Annotated in this window: 20 protein-coding genes and 1 tRNA gene; 8 read left to right on the top strand and 13 right to left on the bottom strand. The window is 50.3% G+C overall.

Annotated features, from left to right (window positions below; genetic code table 11):
- Window positions 1-17 precede the first annotated feature (17 nt).
- The 6 genes from ACJHX4_RS15540 to aspA all read right to left on the bottom strand — a co-directional run bounded on the left by ACJHX4_RS15540 (window position 18) and on the right by aspA (window position 5,794).
- A tRNA-Phe gene (locus tag ACJHX4_RS15540) sits at window positions 18-93 on the bottom strand.
- A gap of 106 nt (window positions 94-199) precedes the next feature.
- A complete protein-coding gene (locus ACJHX4_RS15535; RefSeq protein ID WP_001188520.1) occupies window positions 200-775 on the bottom strand; it encodes a transcriptional regulator in 576 nt (191 codons plus the stop codon).
- A 36-nt stretch (window positions 776-811) separates the two neighbouring features.
- The gene (gene dsbD / locus ACJHX4_RS15530; protein WP_000068941.1) at window positions 812-2,509 is read right to left on the bottom strand and encodes a protein-disulfide reductase DsbD; all 1,698 of its coding nucleotides are present in this window, start codon (window positions 2,507-2,509) and stop codon (window positions 812-814) included.
- Window positions 2,485-2,823: a divalent cation tolerance protein CutA gene (gene cutA, locus ACJHX4_RS15525; RefSeq protein ID WP_000883409.1), complete on the bottom strand. Its 339-nt coding sequence runs from the start codon at window positions 2,821-2,823 to the stop codon at window positions 2,485-2,487. Before cutA ends, dsbD begins: the two co-directional genes overlap by 25 nt.
- Before the next feature lie 115 nt (window positions 2,824-2,938).
- The gene (dcuA, locus tag ACJHX4_RS15520; RefSeq protein WP_000961959.1) at window positions 2,939-4,240 is read right to left on the bottom strand and encodes an anaerobic C4-dicarboxylate transporter DcuA; all 1,302 of its coding nucleotides are present in this window, start codon (window positions 4,238-4,240) and stop codon (window positions 2,939-2,941) included.
- Window positions 4,241-4,357: 117 nt separating this feature from the next.
- Complete coding sequence (gene aspA / locus ACJHX4_RS15515) at window positions 4,358-5,794, bottom strand: aspartate ammonia-lyase (RefSeq protein WP_000069437.1); 1,437 nt, start codon at window positions 5,792-5,794, stop codon at window positions 4,358-4,360.
- 336 nt (window positions 5,795-6,130) lie between these two features.
- Here aspA and ACJHX4_RS15510 point away from each other — a divergent pair, with 336 nt between their 5' ends.
- Window positions 6,131-6,607 carry an FxsA family protein gene (locus ACJHX4_RS15510; RefSeq protein WP_001267445.1) on the top strand — a complete coding sequence of 159 codons (477 nt, stop codon included), beginning with the start codon at window positions 6,131-6,133 and terminating at the stop codon, window positions 6,605-6,607.
- A gap of 15 nt (window positions 6,608-6,622) precedes the next feature.
- On the opposite strand, the gene yjeH is transcribed toward ACJHX4_RS15510, so the two are convergent.
- Entirely contained in the window at window positions 6,623-7,879 is a 1,257-nt protein-coding gene (yjeH, locus tag ACJHX4_RS15505) for an L-methionine/branched-chain amino acid transporter (protein ID WP_000015841.1), read from the bottom strand.
- A gap of 275 nt (window positions 7,880-8,154) precedes the next feature.
- Between yjeH and ACJHX4_RS15500 the strand changes: the two genes are divergently transcribed.
- The 3 genes from ACJHX4_RS15500 (at window position 8,155) to ACJHX4_RS15490 (ending at window position 10,629) form a co-directional block, all read left to right on the top strand.
- Complete coding sequence (locus ACJHX4_RS15500) at window positions 8,155-8,448, top strand: co-chaperone GroES (protein ID WP_001026276.1); 294 nt, start codon at window positions 8,155-8,157, stop codon at window positions 8,446-8,448.
- A 43-nt stretch (window positions 8,449-8,491) separates the two neighbouring features.
- On the top strand, window positions 8,492-10,138 hold the full coding sequence (gene groL / locus ACJHX4_RS15495; protein WP_000729117.1) for a chaperonin GroEL: 1,647 nt from the start codon (window positions 8,492-8,494) through the stop codon (window positions 10,136-10,138).
- Between the two features lie 137 nt (window positions 10,139-10,275).
- Window positions 10,276-10,629, top strand: a complete 354-nt coding sequence (locus tag ACJHX4_RS15490; RefSeq protein WP_000558209.1) for a DUF4156 domain-containing protein — start codon at window positions 10,276-10,278, stop codon at window positions 10,627-10,629.
- Between the two features lie 49 nt (window positions 10,630-10,678).
- Here ACJHX4_RS15490 and ACJHX4_RS15485 read toward each other — a convergent pair whose 3' ends face one another.
- A complete protein-coding gene (locus ACJHX4_RS15485; protein WP_001008032.1) occupies window positions 10,679-11,548 on the bottom strand; it encodes a YjeJ family protein in 870 nt (289 codons plus the stop codon).
- A gap of 234 nt (window positions 11,549-11,782) precedes the next feature.
- Window positions 11,783-12,811, bottom strand: a complete 1,029-nt coding sequence (gene epmB / locus ACJHX4_RS15480) for an EF-P beta-lysylation protein EpmB (RefSeq protein ID WP_000940543.1) — start codon at window positions 12,809-12,811, stop codon at window positions 11,783-11,785.
- A 41-nt stretch (window positions 12,812-12,852) separates the two neighbouring features.
- Here epmB and efp point away from each other — a divergent pair, with 41 nt between their 5' ends.
- The 4 genes from efp (at window position 12,853) to sugE (ending at window position 14,346) form a co-directional block, all read left to right on the top strand.
- Entirely contained in the window at window positions 12,853-13,419 is a 567-nt protein-coding gene (gene efp / locus ACJHX4_RS15475) for an elongation factor P (protein ID WP_000257278.1), read from the top strand.
- Window positions 13,420-13,470: 51 nt separating this feature from the next.
- On the top strand, window positions 13,471-13,596 hold the full coding sequence (ecnA, locus tag ACJHX4_RS15470; protein WP_000977757.1) for a lipoprotein antitoxin entericidin A: 126 nt from the start codon (window positions 13,471-13,473) through the stop codon (window positions 13,594-13,596).
- A gap of 110 nt (window positions 13,597-13,706) precedes the next feature.
- Window positions 13,707-13,853 carry a lipoprotein toxin entericidin B gene (gene ecnB / locus ACJHX4_RS15465; protein WP_000239596.1) on the top strand — a complete coding sequence of 49 codons (147 nt, stop codon included), beginning with the start codon at window positions 13,707-13,709 and terminating at the stop codon, window positions 13,851-13,853.
- A gap of 175 nt (window positions 13,854-14,028) precedes the next feature.
- Window positions 14,029-14,346, top strand: a complete 318-nt coding sequence (gene sugE, locus ACJHX4_RS15460) for a quaternary ammonium compound efflux SMR transporter SugE (RefSeq protein ID WP_000118482.1) — start codon at window positions 14,029-14,031, stop codon at window positions 14,344-14,346.
- Here sugE and blc read toward each other — a convergent pair.
- The 4 genes from blc to frdC form a co-directional block, all read right to left on the bottom strand.
- Entirely contained in the window at window positions 14,343-14,876 is a 534-nt protein-coding gene (blc, locus tag ACJHX4_RS15455) for a lipocalin Blc (protein WP_001238369.1), read from the bottom strand. The genes sugE and blc overlap by 4 nt on opposite strands.
- An 88-nt stretch (window positions 14,877-14,964) precedes the next feature.
- Complete coding sequence (locus tag ACJHX4_RS15450; RefSeq protein WP_001296671.1) at window positions 14,965-16,098, bottom strand: BlaEC family class C beta-lactamase; 1,134 nt, start codon at window positions 16,096-16,098, stop codon at window positions 14,965-14,967.
- A gap of 62 nt (window positions 16,099-16,160) precedes the next feature.
- Entirely contained in the window at window positions 16,161-16,520 is a 360-nt protein-coding gene (gene frdD / locus ACJHX4_RS15445; RefSeq protein ID WP_000609663.1) for a fumarate reductase subunit FrdD, read from the bottom strand.
- A gap of 10 nt (window positions 16,521-16,530) precedes the next feature.
- Complete coding sequence (frdC, locus tag ACJHX4_RS15440; RefSeq protein ID WP_000208757.1) at window positions 16,531-16,926, bottom strand: fumarate reductase subunit FrdC; 396 nt, start codon at window positions 16,924-16,926, stop codon at window positions 16,531-16,533.
- Window positions 16,927-16,932 lie beyond the last annotated feature (6 nt).

Raw genomic sequence — 16,932 nt, 5'->3', positions numbered from 1 at the left:
GTCCGTTTATATGAATTTGGTGCCCGGACTCGGAATCGAACCAAGGACACGGGGATTTTCAATCCCCTGCTCTACCGACTGAGCTATCCGGGCAACGGGGCGCATTAAACCGTAATCTGCACATCTCGTCAACCTAATTTCAGTAAAAGCGATTCAACTGCTTAAGATTGCGGCAAATCGCTTCTTTTCTGTGTTTCTGTCAGGTCAGTGCACCACCCTGACGGCAGCGGGCGAAGCGCAGGATATCTTCCGCCAGCCGATGTGCGGTGTCGACATCCGCCTGGCTACGATTCACCAGCATTCGGCTTAAACAGCCTTCCAGCACCAGTTCCATCTGCTTTGCTACCATCGCCGGATCGTCAACTTCCAGCGTGGTTAACAGTTCGTGGGTGAAATCGTAGGCCGCGCTTTTTTGCTGATCGGCCAGTTGATGAATAGGGTGGCCAGGATCGGGATAAAACGTACAGGCAGCGATAAACAGACAGCCCGGATAGCGGTTGTTTTTAACGCACTCCGATAACGCCTGATAACGTGCCAGCAACTTTTGTTCGGCGGTTTGCGTTTCGTCCAGCATCAGCTGACGACGCCAGACATCTATCTGTTGGCTAAGATAACGCAGCGCATCGTAGAGGATTGCCTCTTTGTCTGGCCAGAAGCGGCGTAGCTCGTCCAGTGGATAATCCACACGTTCAGCAACCATCTCCAGCGTGGTGTTGGCAATCCCTTGTAATTCTAATAATTTCAGGGCTTCTCCCAGTACATCTTCACGTTGCACGCTATTTTCCTCCGTCTTTCCCACTGCAAGTGTCGTTCACGGTTGGCGATCGCGCAAATGTGCGCTGAAGGTTTCAGCATCCATAAAGCCCGTGACGCGTGCTTGTGGATGCTCCTGGCCTTGTCCGTCAAAAAAGAGAATTGTCGGTAGGCCAAGGACATTAAGATGCTTTAACAGCGCCACATCTTGTGCGTCGTTGGCAGTGACGTTGGCCTGAAGTAAGACCGTATCTGCTAACGCTTTTTGCACCTGCGAGTCGCTGAAGGTGTATTTCTCAAACTCTTTACAGGCGACGCACCAGTCGGCATAGAGATCTAACATCACTGGTTTGCCTTTGGCTTCAACGAGCGCCTGATTTAACTCATCTACCGTTTTGATTTGTGTAAAGTTGAGATGCGTCTGAGTTTGCGCGGTATGTGTTGCACCAAATGCCCAATCCTGAAGTGGGCGTACGCTAACCAATGCCGCTGCCAGCAGGATTATTTGCACCACGCGCATCCAGCCGCGTTTGGCCTGTAGGCTGGTGATAAAGGCCCAGCCAAAGAATGCGACACCAAGCGCCGACCACAAGCGTAATCCCCATATATCACCAATCACTCGCTCCAGCAGGAAGACCGGCAGTGCGAGGATCACAAAACCAAACGCGGTTTTGACTTGTTCCATCCACGGGCCGCTTTTCGGCAGCAAGCGGTTACCAAAGACGGTAATTAGCATCAGCGGCAGGCCCATGCCCAGCGCATAAAGATAAAGCGTGCCGCCGCCCAGCCACATGTTCCCGCTTTGGGCGATATACAGCAGAATCGCGCTAAGCGGTGCAGTGGTGCATGGTGAACAGATCAGTCCGGCAATCGCCCCCATAATAAACACACCGCCAGGTGAGCCGCCCTGTTGGCGATTGCTCATCAGCGTGAGACGTGTTTGCAGCGAAGAGGGGAGTTGCAGAGTAAACAAGCCAAACATTGACATCGCCAGCAAGGTAAAGACGATGGCGAGGCCAATGAGCACGTATGGGTGCTGTAGCGCCGCCTGGAACTGTAACCCTGCGGCGGCAACCACCAGACCCAGCGCCGTGTAAGTCAGCGCCATCCCCTGCACATAAATAAAGGTCAGCAACAATGCTCTGGCAGTGGAAAGCCGCTGTTTACCGCCCAGCACGATGCCAGAAATCAGTGGGTACATTGGCAGCACGCATGGCGTAAAGGCGATACCAATACCGATCAACAACGCCCAGAGCGCGGAAAAGGGCAATTGCGCGGTGGGCTGCTCTTGCTGCGGAACAGACACAGGCTGTGACGCTTCGTTGTTGGCGACCACTTCGCTTAACGGAACGGTTTTGGTTTCTGGCGGATAACAGAAACCGGCATCAGCACAGCCCTGGTAGGTGACAGTTAACGTTGCTCCCGCACTTGCCTGGTTGATGGTTACGGGAAGCGTCAGCCGATCGCGGTAAATCTCGCTTTTGCCGTAAAACTCATCTTCATGCCAGACGCCTTGCGGCAGCTGCACGTCAGCAATTTTCGCGTGTTCCGGCGTAATGCGGATCTGTTTACGGTAGAGGTAGTAACCGTCTTTGATCTGCCAGGTCAGATTAAGGTCATGTTGGTTTTGCTGAAAATCAAAAGCAAAGGCTTGATCCGCGGGGACAAATTGTGAACGTCCCGGCGCGTCGAATAATCCGGCAAAAACGGAAGTGCTGCAAAGTAGCAGGATCAGCGTAAAGATGCGTTGAGCCATGAGAGGTAATCTGTGTCTCCGTGTGTAACAGGTAAAACCAGAAGTTCCGGGGTTTGATATGGATGATGAGACTTCAGGCATTCCAGCAGTGCCTGCTGGTGAGATACGGTAGTTTTTAAAATCATCTGCACTTCGTATTCTTGCTCCAGCTTACCTTCCCAGTAATAGAGAGAGGTAGCGCCGGGGATCAAGGTCGCGCAGGCCGCCAGTTTTTCCGCCAGCACTTTGGCGGCTAAATCCTGGGCTGTCGCTTCATCCGGTGCCGTACATAGCACCACGACAGACGTGGTATTCGAACTTTTTTCATCAAGCATAAACACCTCGCAAGAACAGATGGAACTGCAAGAGAGAGGTCACTATACAACGGACGGGGAAAGGATGTTAGTCGGCGGGAAAGAAAGCGGGGCGTGAACGCCCCGCGATGGGTCATTACAGCATGAAGCTACCCAGCACGAAGCCGAAGCAAACGGCCAGGGCAACACCCAGAGTACCCGGGATGAAGAACGGATGGTTGAAGACGAATTTACCGATACGGGTAGTACCCGTGTCATCCATCTGTACCGCAGCAACCAGCGTCGGGTAGGTCGGCAGAATGAACAGACCAGACACCGCAGCAAAAGAAGCAACAGCGGTCAGCGGAGAAACGTTCAGTGCCAGAGCCATCGGCATCAGTGCTTTTGCGGTTGCAGCCTGAGAGTACAGCAGAGCAGAAGCAAAGAAGAAGATGACGGCCAGCAGCCACGGATGACCCTGAATCACTTCACCAGCGGTATCTTTGATCCAGTCGATGTTGTTGGAAACGAAAGTATCGCCCAGCCACGCAACACCCAGGATACAAATACAGGCGCTCATACCTGCTTTGAAGGTGCTGGAGTTGAGAATGTTGTCGGTATCGACTTTACAGATAACGGTGGTCAGAGTTGCAACGCTGAGCATGATGATCAGGATTGCGTTGGTGGTGTTCATCAGTGGTTTTTCAACCAGACCCATGCTTGGGCTGTTGATGATTGCATAGATAACCACGCCAACTACGCCCAGCAGGAACAGCCAGACGGACGTTTTTGCACCGGATTTGATTTCAATCTGCTTTTCACCGCGCAGTTCAACCAGGCCCTCTTCCAGACGCTTGCGATAAATCGGATCGTCAGAGAGTTTGGAGTTGAACAGCATAGTGACCAGGAAGGACATCACCAGAACCGCCAGCAGGGTGGACGGGATGACCACGGAGAGCAGATGGAGGTAGCTGATGCCATGACCTTCCATCACGGAAGACATGTAAACCACTGCCGCTGAGATTGGCGATGCGGTGATCGCAATCTGCGCGGATACCACTGCAGTAGACAGCGGACGGCAAGGTTTAACGCCTTGTTCCTTCGCAACTTCAGCGATAACTGGCAGTGTCGCCAGAGAGATGTTGCCAGTACCAGCAAAGATAGTCAGGAAATAGGTCACGATCGGTGCGAGGATCGTGATGTATTTCGGGTTACGGCGCAGCAGCTTTTCTGTCTGATGAACCAGATAGTCCAGACCGCCAGCAACCTGCATGGCAGAAATAGCGGCGATAACCGCCATGATAATGGAAATGACATCGAACGGGATGTTACCGGGTTTAACGCCAATAGCGGCAAGAACCAGCACCCCCAATCCGCCTGCAAAACCAATACCTATTCCCCCCAATCTGGCGCCCAAGAAGATCGCCAGCAAAACTATGATGAGTTCTACAACTAGCATATTAGCCTTCCTTGTTTTTTAACAAGTTGATATTAAATTGTTATTTTTAAGTTACTGCTCACAAGAAAAAAGGCACGCCATCTGACGTGCCTTCTTTATTTGTACTACCCTGTACGATTACTGTTCGCTTTCATCAGTATAGCGTTTTGCTTTGTAAGCCGGGTGCATCAGATTCTGTACGGAGAAAATATCGTCAAGTTCCGCTTCAGTCAACAGACCGCGTTCCAGAACGACTTCACGTACACTCTTACCGGTTTCGGCACAGATTTTACCCACGATGTCACCGTTGTGGTGACCGATGAACGGGTTCAGGTAAGTAACGATACCGATAGAGTTGTAAACGTAACCTTCGCACACTTCTTTGTTAGCAGTGATGCCGTTAATGCATTTTTCCAGCAGGTTGTAGCAAGCGTTGGTCAGAATGTGAACGGATTCGAACATGGCCTGGCCAATGACTGGCTCCATAACGTTCAACTGCAGCTGACCTGCTTCTGCTGCCATGGTAACAGTGGTGTCGTTACCGATGACTTTGAAGCATACCTGGTTAACCACTTCCGGAACAACCGGGTTTACTTTAGCTGGCATGATGGAAGAGCCTGCCTGCAGTTCCGGCAGGTTGATCTCGTTCAGGCCGGCACGTGGACCAGAAGAGAGCAAGCGCAGGTCGTTACAGATTTTGGACATCTTCACAGCCAGGCGTTTCAGCGCGCCGTGAACCATAACATAAGCGCCGCAGTCGGAGGTCGCTTCGATCAGGTCTTCAGCCGGTACGCATGGGAAGCCAGTGACTTCAGCCAGTTTTTTCACTGCCAGCGGAGAGTACTCTTTCGGCGTGTTCAGACCAGTACCGATTGCTGTTGCGCCAAGGTTAACTTCCAGCAGCAGTTCAGCGGTACGTTGGATGTTTTTCACTTCTTCTTTCAGCAGGATGCTGAAAGCGCGGAATTCCTGACCGAGGGTCATCGGTACTGCGTCCTGCAGCTGGGTACGACCCATTTTCAGGATGTCCTGGAATTCGACAGCTTTACGTTCAAAGCCTTCACGCAGTTGGTTAATCGCATCTACCAGTTTAATCAGGGAAGAGTAAACTGCGATACGGAAACCGGTCGGGTAGGCGTCGTTAGTAGACTGACATTTGTTAACATGGTCGTTCGGGTTCAGGTACTGATATTCACCTTTCTGGTGACCCATCAGTTCCAGACCGATATTGGCCAGCACTTCGTTGGTGTTCATGTTTACGGAAGTACCTGCGCCGCCCTGGTAGACGTCTACCGGGAACTGATCCATGCATTTTCCGTTGTTCAGGACTTCATCACATGCGGCAATGATGGCATTCGCTACACTTTTAGGAATGGTTTGCAGCTCTTTGTTTGCCATAGCTGCGGCTTTTTTAACCATTACCATACCGCGAACAAATTCAGGAATATCACTGATTTTGTTGTTGCTGATATAGAAGTTTTCAATCGCTCTCAGAGTGTGAACACCATAGTAGGCATCAGCTGGAACTTCCCTGGTACCCAACAGATCTTCTTCGATACGAATGTTGTTTGACATGTGAACCTTCTTTTTCAAGCTGCCAATGATTTGCTTTAAACACACAGAATATATGTGGTTTCGAATGTTTTTCGACCGACGATTATCCCCTGCATCGACCGAATACCCGAGATCATATGCTGCTTGAGGATTTCTACCGTAACCTGGATCACTTTAAGTGTCGGTTTTTACCCCTTAATTATTAATTTGTGAAATGGATCACCGCTTTGGGATTACTACCAAAAATAGTTGCGCAAACATCTTGAAATTTTGCTAATGACCACAATATAAGCTAAACGCGATTCGCAACCCATTCAGGTAGCCGGGTTTAACCGGCTGCTATTACAGGAGAAACCTTTGCGCTGGTTACCTTTTATTGCCATTTTCCTTTATGTCTATATTGAGATTTCAATCTTTATTCAGGTTGCTCATGTATTGGGGGTATTGCTGACCCTCGTGCTGGTTATATTCACGTCAGTTATCGGTATGTCACTGGTACGTAACCAGGGCTTTAAGAATTTCGTGCTGATGCAGCAAAAAATGGCGGCGGGTGAAAACCCAGCGGCGGAGATGATTAAAAGTGTTTCGCTGATCATTGCCGGTTTGCTGCTTTTATTACCGGGCTTTTTCACCGACTTCCTCGGTCTTCTGCTTTTATTGCCGCCGGTGCAAAAGCATCTGACAGTGAAGTTGATGCCGCATTTGCGCTTTTCTCGCATGCCAGGCGGCGGTTTTAGCGCCGGGACCGGTGGCGGTAATACTTTTGATGGTGAGTACCAGCGAAAGGATGATGACCGCGACCGCCTTGATCATAAAGACGATCGCCAGGATTAATGTCGAAACGCCGGATTATGTGGTTATGCCATTTTCCGGCGTTTTTCGTTTTGGCAGAAACAGCCATAACCCCGCCAGCATGATCAGCGCGTAGAGACTTTTCCAGCCGACCATTGCCAGTAACAGAACGCATAATAGCCCGCCAACCACCGCCAGTAGTCGATAACGTCCTTGCAATAATTTACAGCCTGCCAGCATGCATAACAGATAAATCATAATAAAGATGCCATTGGCATAAATAATAAGAGCGTCCAGATTGATCTCTAAAGCATGAATCACCAACGTGCTTACCACGCAGCAGCCGAGCACCGCATTGAGGGCATTATTCGGGATATGGCGAGAAGAGAGGCGTGCCAGGTAGTGGTCAGGATTATGTTGCGCCTGCGACCAGACCAGGCGGGCGAAGCTCTGTATATAAATGTTGAGACTGGCAAAGCAGGCCAGATAGCCAATTACGCAGGCAATCCATAACGCTCCTACACCGAACAACTGCACTACAATTTTGGGAAGCGATGCTGCCGCCGCCATTTGTTCACCATAGGCGTCGAAGTGTAAGACGACTACCGTACAGCCCCAATAGACTAATCCTGCCAGCAGCAGGCCAATCATCAAAGCACGAGGAAAATCACGCTCTGGATTTTTAAATTCCGAGGCAAGATGGGCAAATGCTTCCAGACCGACAAAACACCAGAACATCACTGATAACGCAGCAAATAACCCGGTAAGTTCGATATTTCCTGGCGCAGGGAAGGGGATATTCGCAGGTTTGATATCGCCCGCCCACCAGATAGCGACAATCAGTGCGACGATAAGTCCGGCAATAACTGTTTGTAGATTAGCACTGGAACTGGCACCGCGAGTACCGATATACCACACCAGCGCCAGCGTACCGAGTTCTGCCAACAACAGTTGCCAGCTATGCCAGCCAAACATTGCCTGACCGAATCCGGCAGCAATTTGTAGCGCGGCAGGCAAACCCACGGGAATGACCGATAAAAACAACCAGCCGGTGACTCGCTCAAGCCGCGAACCAAACGCCATACCGACGAAGTGCGCGACGCCGCCTGCGCTGGGATAGTGGCGACCCAGAATCGCAAACACAATCGCAATCGGGAACACTAAGATAATCAAAACGGGCCACGCCCACAGGCTGTTATTGCCTGCTACTAGCGCAGCTAACGCAGGAACGGCAAACACGCCAGTGCCTAATAATGACGTCGATAGCAGGCCGATGCCCTGGGCCAGCCCCAGTTCTTGTTTGAGTCCACTCATGGGTTGATGTCCGATTGCGCCCAAATTTTGGGCAACTGCGTAGATTTTCGATGGTAGCACAATCAGATTTGCTTATGACGGTGATGAAGAAATAGCGATGAAATGTGAGGTGAATCAGGGTTTTCACCCGATTTTGTGCTGATCAGAATTTTTTTTCTTTTTCCCCCTTGAAGGGGCGAAGCCTCATCCCCATTTCTCTGGTCACCAGCCGGGAAACCACGTAAGCTCCGGCGTCACCCATAACAGATACGGACTTTCTCAAAGGAGAGTTATCAATGAATATTCGTCCATTGCATGATCGCGTGATCGTCAAGCGTAAAGAAGTTGAAACTAAATCTGCTGGCGGCATCGTTCTGACCGGCTCTGCAGCGGCTAAATCCACCCGCGGCGAAGTGCTGGCTGTCGGCAATGGCCGTATCCTTGAAAATGGCGAAGTGAAGCCGCTGGATGTGAAAGTTGGCGACATCGTTATTTTCAACGATGGCTACGGTGTGAAATCTGAGAAGATCGACAATGAAGAAGTGTTGATCATGTCCGAAAGCGACATTCTGGCAATTGTTGAAGCGTAATCCGCGCACGACACTGAACATACGAATTTAAGGAATAAAGATAATGGCAGCTAAAGACGTAAAATTCGGTAACGACGCTCGTGTGAAAATGCTGCGCGGCGTAAACGTACTGGCAGATGCAGTGAAAGTTACCCTCGGTCCTAAAGGCCGTAACGTAGTTCTGGATAAATCTTTCGGTGCACCGACCATCACCAAAGATGGTGTTTCCGTTGCTCGTGAAATCGAACTGGAAGACAAGTTCGAAAATATGGGTGCGCAGATGGTGAAAGAAGTTGCCTCTAAAGCGAATGACGCTGCAGGCGACGGTACCACCACTGCAACCGTACTGGCTCAGGCTATCATCACTGAGGGTCTGAAAGCTGTTGCTGCGGGCATGAACCCGATGGACCTGAAACGTGGTATCGACAAAGCTGTTACCGCTGCAGTTGAAGAACTGAAAGCGCTGTCCGTACCGTGCTCTGACTCTAAAGCGATTGCTCAGGTTGGTACCATCTCTGCTAACTCCGACGAAACCGTAGGTAAACTGATCGCTGAAGCGATGGACAAAGTCGGTAAAGAAGGCGTTATCACCGTTGAAGACGGTACCGGTCTGCAGGACGAACTGGACGTGGTTGAAGGTATGCAGTTCGACCGTGGCTACTTGTCTCCTTACTTCATCAACAAGCCGGAAACTGGCGCAGTAGAACTGGAAAGCCCGTTCATCCTGCTGGCTGACAAGAAAATCTCCAACATCCGCGAAATGCTGCCGGTTCTGGAAGCTGTTGCCAAAGCAGGTAAACCGCTGCTGATCATCGCTGAAGATGTTGAAGGCGAAGCACTGGCAACTCTGGTTGTTAACACCATGCGTGGCATCGTGAAAGTTGCTGCGGTTAAAGCTCCGGGCTTCGGCGATCGTCGTAAAGCTATGCTGCAGGATATCGCAACCCTGACTGGCGGTACCGTAATCTCTGAAGAGATCGGTATGGAGCTGGAAAAAGCAACCCTGGAAGACCTGGGTCAGGCTAAACGTGTTGTGATCAACAAAGACACCACCACCATCATCGATGGCGTGGGTGAAGAAGCTGCAATCCAGGGCCGTGTTGCTCAGATCCGTCAGCAGATTGAAGAAGCAACTTCTGACTACGACCGTGAAAAACTGCAGGAGCGCGTAGCGAAACTGGCAGGCGGCGTTGCAGTTATCAAAGTTGGTGCTGCTACCGAAGTTGAAATGAAAGAGAAAAAAGCACGCGTTGAAGACGCCCTGCACGCGACCCGTGCTGCGGTAGAAGAAGGCGTGGTTGCTGGTGGTGGTGTTGCGCTGATCCGCGTAGCGTCTAAACTGGCTGACCTGCGTGGTCAGAACGAAGACCAGAACGTGGGTATCAAAGTTGCACTGCGTGCAATGGAAGCTCCGCTGCGTCAGATCGTCCTGAACTGCGGCGAAGAACCGTCTGTTGTTGCTAACACCGTTAAAGGCGGCGACGGCAACTACGGTTACAACGCAGCAACTGAAGAATACGGCAACATGATCGATATGGGTATCCTGGATCCAACCAAAGTAACCCGTTCTGCTCTGCAGTACGCGGCTTCTGTGGCTGGCCTGATGATCACCACCGAGTGCATGGTTACCGACCTGCCGAAAAACGATGCAGCTGACTTAGGCGCTGCTGGCGGTATGGGCGGCATGGGTGGCATGGGCGGCATGATGTAATTGCCCTGCACCTCGCAGAAATAAACAAACCCCCGGGCAGAAATGTCTGGGGGTTTTTCTTTTGGTCATCTTTCTAGTATAAGATTCAGACACGGACGACGCGAGTGGCGTCCAGCTCATTGATTATGGGGAATAACATGCACGTAAAATACTTAGCAGGGATTGTCGGTGCCGCGCTACTGATGGCGGGTTGTAGCTCCAGCAACGAATTGAGTGCTGCCGGTCAGAGTGTACGCATTGTGGACGAGCAACCAGGTGCAGAGTGCCAGCTGATTGGTACTGCAACAGGTAAGCAAAGCAACTGGCTTTCCGGGCAACACGGAGAAGAAGGCGGTTCTATGCGCGGCGCAGCAAACGATCTGCGCAACCAGGCGGCTGCAATGGGCGGTAACGTGATTTATGGCATCAGCAGCCCGTCGCAGGGAATGTTGTCCAGTTTTGTCCCGACGGATAGCCAGATTATCGGTCAGGTTTATAAGTGCCCGAACTGATGTGATCCAGAGGCTGGATACTTCCAGCCTCGTAGTAAAACAGATAAGATTATTTCGCCTGTGGTGCAGTTTTGCTGGTGGATTGAACACGTAAGTGATGCAGCGCGCGTAAGCATTGATCCTGGGTTAGCGGTTGGGCGTTATTTGCCGCTACGGTGCGAACATAGACCTGACATGGCACACCCGCGAGTTTTTTCAGTCGGGGGCTGAAATCAAGCATTCGGCGAGTGATCGCCTCCACTTCTTTACCCGGCGTTGCTTCACGCGTTTTCACCACTGCGCCGCTAAATTGTTCTTTGCCACTTTCATCTTTAAAGCGGTAAAGCACCGCCAGATAATGGTTGAACAAGTTATGTTTCCATTCCGGTTGGGAATAGGTGTCATATTCCAGATTACCATCATCCTGGCAGTCGACATCATATAACGGCAGGAAATCTAACAGTGAGGTAATACGTAATGCCAGTTCACGCATTTCCGCATTATTAATTGCATGAATGATTGCTCGCGCCAGCATTTCAATCTGCAACTCATTGACGACTAACTCACATTTGCTACCGTCATGTAGTGTTAATACGAAGGTAAGATTTTCGCCCTGATCATCGGTAAGTTCCAGCGTGTTAACCCGACGATTAATATCGGCATTTTTAAGCTCATCAACCAGAATTTCTGGGATATTTTCTGCCATTTTCTTAATGACTTTATCGCGAGCTTGTTCATACTGAAGGCGTGCAGCAGCATCCAGTTTATGCTTTTGATGCAGACGACTTTCCAGCGCAATCAGAAGGTCGCGCAATTCCATGGCAGACATAAAGAACAACGATTCTTTATTGCGAGGTTCTTTAATTTTCAGCGCCAGTGCAATGAAATTATTACTCTTGCGAATAACACCGGTATTAACACCCTTGATGCTTATGGCCATGTAGGTTCTCCCTAACCATTTCTCAATTAAATAATTAATTTTAGTTTATAAGCCAGATAAATGGGCTTGGTAGTAATAGTTGTTAAAATAACATAAATAGCCGTGCTCACTCTATATAAACAGAAAAGAAAGGTTAATTATTGGTGTCGGTTATATAAATAGTAATAACAGCAATGTATATGAATAATTAAAGGTTATGCAACGGGCAAAGATTAAACTTCCCTGTTTAATCAGTTACTGCTGGCGTAGCTGGAGATCCAGCGGTGTTTTGCTGGGTTCGCCGCCAATTTCTCGCGCCAGTTTAGGCACCAGATATCCCGACACCAGTGTCAGCAACTCACGCATAATCTGCCGTGCTTCGTCATCACTCACCATAAAATGCGCCGCGCCCTGTACTTTATCGAGCACATGCAGGTAATACGGCATCACACCCGCATCGAACAACGCATTACTCAGGTTTGCCAGCGTTTGCGCGTTATCGTTCACACCACGTAACAGAACGCTCTGGTTCAGCAAAGTAACGCCTACCCGGCGCAACTTAGCCATCGCCTGACGGAATGTTTCATCTACCTCATTGGCATGGTTAATGTGATTCACCAGCAAGATTTGCAGCGTAGAATGAGAAAAGCGTTCAACCAGCGCATCTGTGATGCGTGCCGGGATCACAATCGGCAGACGGCTGTGAATCCGCAGACGTTTGATATGCGGGATGGCTTCCAGTTGTGTGAGCAACCAGTCCAGCTCGTGATCTTTCGCCATCAGCGGATCGCCGCCGGAGAAAATCATCTCGTCCAGTTCCGGATGCGCAGCAACATACTCAAGTGCAGTCTGCCAGTTACGCTTGTTGCCCTGATTTTCGGCATAGGGGAAGTGGCGACGGAAGCAATAGCGGCAATTTACCGCGCAGCCGCCTTTGACCAGCAAAAGCGCCCGGTTGTGGTATTTATGCAACAAACCTGGCACTACGCTGTGCTGTTCTTCCAGCGGGTCGGTGGAGAATCCGGGCGCGACAACAAACTCATCTTGCGAGGTAATTACCTGACGCAAAAGCGGATCGTTCGGATTGCCTTTCTCCATGCGATCGATAAATGAGCGGGGCACACGCAGGGCAAACAGCTTTTTGGCGCTGCGTCCGGCCAACAGTTTTTCGTCCGCGTCTATATTCAAAAGACGCAGAAGTTCATCAGGATCGGTCACAACATCGGCAAGTTGCGTTAACCAATCTTCTCTGGATGGGGTATTTAGGGTTACAATATGCGCCATTTTGTGGCTTAGCTACCAATTAACAAATTTCAGAGGGCCTTATGGCAACGTACTATAGCAACGATTTTCGTGCTGGTCTTAAAATCATGTTAGACGGCGAACCTTACGCGGTTGAAGCGAGTGAATTCGTAAAACCGGGTAAAGGCCAGGCATTTGCTCGCGTTAAACTGCGTCGTCTGCTGACCGGTACTCGCGTAGAAAAAACCTTCAAATCTACTGATTCCGCTGAAGGTGCTGATGTTGTCGATATGAACCTGACTTACCTGTACAACGACGGTGAGTTCTGGCACTTCATGAACAACGAAACTTTCGAGCAGCTGTCTGCTGATGCAAAAGCAATTGGCGACAACGCCAAATGGTTGCTGGATCAGGCAGAGTGTATCGTAACTCTGTGGAATGGTCAGCCGATCTCCGTTACTCCGCCGAACTTCGTTGAACTGGAAATCGTGGATACCGATCCGGGCCTGAAAGGTGATACCGCAGGTACTGGCGGCAAACCGGCTACCCTGTCTACTGGCGCTGTGGTTAAAGTTCCGCTGTTTGTACAAATCGGCGAAGTCATCAAAGTGGATACCCGCTCTGGTGAATACGTCTCTCGCGTGAAGTAATGCGGTTGTGGTGCGGCCTGCAGGCTGCACCATCACTTATTCAGGTTAGAGATGATGAAACGCCTTATCGTTCTTGTTTTGCTTGCCAGCACGCTGCTTACGGGCTGTAACACCGCTCGAGGTTTCGGCGAAGATATCAAACACCTCGGCAACTCCATCTCCCGCGCTGCCAGCTAATTTTTCTTCTCTTCCGAAAAATCATCAGATTTCCGTCATTTTTGGCGATGTTGTCTATTATTAATTTGCTATAGGCAAACATAAATAACATTACCTAAAAGGAAGACGTTATGGTGAAGAAGACAATTGCAGCGATCTTTTCTGTTCTGGTGCTTTCAACAGTATTAACTGCCTGCAACACCACGCGTGGCGTTGGTGAAGACATTTCTGATGGCGGTAACGCGATTTCTGGCGCAGCAACGAAAGCGCAGCAATAAGCAATAACGGTACGACAGCTGTGTCGTGCCGTTTGTTTTTTCTGCGATAGTTACATAGGTAATAGTTGAAATTCCCCTGCCACCTGGCAAAATATCCGTTCAACCATCAGCTTTGCAGGACGACCTGCAAACGCGTCTTTTCACCGGGGACGGCCCCAATTTTCCGGAGCCTGATATGTCCTGGATTATCTTAGTTATTGCTGGTCTGCTGGAAGTGGTATGGGCCGTTGGCCTGAAATATACCCACGGCTTTAGTCGTTTGACGCCAAGTGTTATTACCGTGACGGCGATGATTGTCAGTATGGCGCTACTTGCCTGGGCGATGAAATCGTTACCAGTAGGGACGGCTTATGCCGTGTGGACGGGTATTGGCGCAGTCGGCGCGGCCATCACCGGCATTGTGTTGCTCGGTGAGTCCGCTAACCCGATGCGTCTGGCGAGTCTGGCGTTAATCGTATTGGGGATTATTGGTCTGAAACTCAGCACTCATTAACTACCGGGCTGCTGTACCCAAATAAACTTACTGACATCAAACCCTTCCCGGGTCGCGACTGCCAGCATCTCCTGTTTCACTTCGTCAGAAATGGTTGGCGTGCGGGAGAGTATCCACAGGTAGTCGCGGTCCGGGCCGCAAACCAGCGCATGGCGGTATTCCCGATCGAGTGCAATAACGTTATAACCGCCATAGAAAGGACCAAAGAATGACACTTTCAGCGCAGCGCGAGTTGGTGCGCCGGTAAAGTACGCTTTCCCTTCACTCTGCTGCCACATTTCTCTGTCAGGGTTATAGCCTTTATTAATGACATTCAGGCCGCCGTCATCACGCAGGCTGTATGTTGCGGTGACTTTTTCCAGTCCACGTTCAAAGCGGTGATCAAAACGGGCAATCTCATACCAGGTGCCGAGATAGCGTTTAGCGTCGAAATTATTCACTACGGTCACGCCACGCGGCGGTGTAGGAGAACTGCAGGCAACGACCAGAAATGCAGCTGTCGCTGCGGCAACGAGAGGGAGCAGGCGCATAAATGTTTCCTTACTGGTTTTTTTCTAAGTGTAGATGACAGCAAGGAAAAGCGGAGAAAAGGTCCGAAAATTCGGACCCGATGAAATTTTACTGTAGAGTGTTGAGAATCTGCCAGGCGGCGGTAACTCTCGCTGGATTGGGATAGTTTTTGTTAGCCAGCATCACGATACCCAGCTCTTTTTCTGGAATAAACGCGACATAGCTACCAAATCCGCCGGTCGCCCCCGTTTTATGTACCCATGATGCGCGTACTGCAGGAGTTGGGGGCGTAATCGGTTTTACGGGGCGTGCTGCCAGTGCAATTTTATTGTCACTGCCGTTAATGATGATGTCAGGATTTACCGGCCAGTCCAGCATTTCCCAGCCCAGACCCTGATACATATCGCCGGTTTGCCAGTAGCGAGATTGTGCCAGTTGTATCCCTTGTTGAAGTATTTTCTCATTGATATCAAGGGGTTTTAAATTGCTTTGCACCCAGCGGGCCATATCTTCAATGGTCGACTTCACACCATAAGCTTCAGCATCTAACGCCCCTGGCGAAACATGTACTGCCTTACCTTCGCGATATCCCCAGGCGTAGTTCTTTTCTTCTGCGGACGGTACATTAATCCACGTATGATTGAGTTTGAGTGGCTGGAAGACACGAGTTTTCATCGCCTGCTCAAAACTCAAACCAGACGGCTTCACAGCCAGTGCGCCGAACAAACCGATACTGGAGTTGGCATACAGACGTTGTGTTCCTGGAGCCCATGCAGGCTGCCAGTTTTGATAGAAGCGCAGCAAGTCGCTTGAGGATTTCACCTCATCCGGCACCTGCAATGGCAGGCCGCCAGCGGTGTAGGTTGCGAGATGTAATAGTGTGATCCCATTCCACTGTTTAGCGGTAAGTTCAGGCCAGTATTTTGTTGTGGGATCGCTTAACTTGATTTCCCCTCGAGCAATAGCGTCGCCACCAAGCACGCCCGTAAATGTTTTGCTGACCGAACCTAACTCAAACAACGTTTGCTGTGTGACGGGCTGCTTTTTGGCGATGTCCGCATAGCCCCAGGTAAAGTAATAAGGTTTACCCTGATAAATTACCGCTACCGCCATACCGGGGATCCTTTGTTGCTCTATAAGCGGGGTAATTGTGCGATGCACAATATCGTTGATTTGTTGAGGGGCGGCAAATGTGGAGCAAGAGGCGGTAATTAATAAGGTGCAGAGCGTCGTTTTGAACATAGGGTCTGGTTTCCATACAAAACGGCCCGCCATAGGCGGGCCGGATTTACATTGGCGATGCGTTAGATTGTAACGACACCAATCAGTGTGACAACTGTCAGGATAGCAGCCAGACCGTAGAAAACCCATTTACCCGCAGGTACGTGGATTTTCAGATCGTGCATCGCGTGGTGCATTCGGTGTAAACCACACCACAGCGGCAGAACGATCATCAGGAACAGGAATACGCGACCAATGAAGCTCTGCGCGAACGCCAGAACGCGCTCGTAGCTCAGCGCATCACCTGGAAACAGCCCTAGCGGTAGCAGAATACCAACCAGTAGGATCATCACCGGCGCAATGATGGCGCTCCACATACCACCGGCCCCGAAGAGGCCCCAGAATACCGGTTCATCAGAACGCTTTGGATTTGGATTAATCATCTCAGGCTCCTTACCAGTACAGGGCAACAAACAGGATTACGATGGTGGCAACCACAGTTACCGCCCAGAGACTTTTGATAATTGGCTCTGGTCCCATTTTTTCGTCTTTTACAATGATATTGGCCGCTTTTGGTGCCAGCTCAAACCAGGTTTTGGTGTGCAGTAGGGCTGCCGCCAGAGTGATCAGGTTAATGATCACGATAACCGGGTTTTGTAAAAAGTCGACGAATCCCGCCCAGGCTTCCGGGCCATTTTTCAGGGCAAACAGCCCGAAAATCAGTTCAATGCTGAACCACACAGCCGGAACTGCCGTGCCTTCGCGCAGCATGTAAAAGCGATAAAACGGCAATTTTTTCCACCAGGTGGACGTCATTGGCCGTACATACGGTTTACGTTTAGTCGTCATGTTGCA

The organism is Escherichia sp. WS2035 (genome assembly GCF_046487065.1).
Taxonomy (GTDB): Bacteria; Pseudomonadota; Gammaproteobacteria; order Enterobacterales; family Enterobacteriaceae; genus Escherichia; species Escherichia coli.
This window is presented reverse-complemented; position numbering and strand designations above follow the sequence as displayed.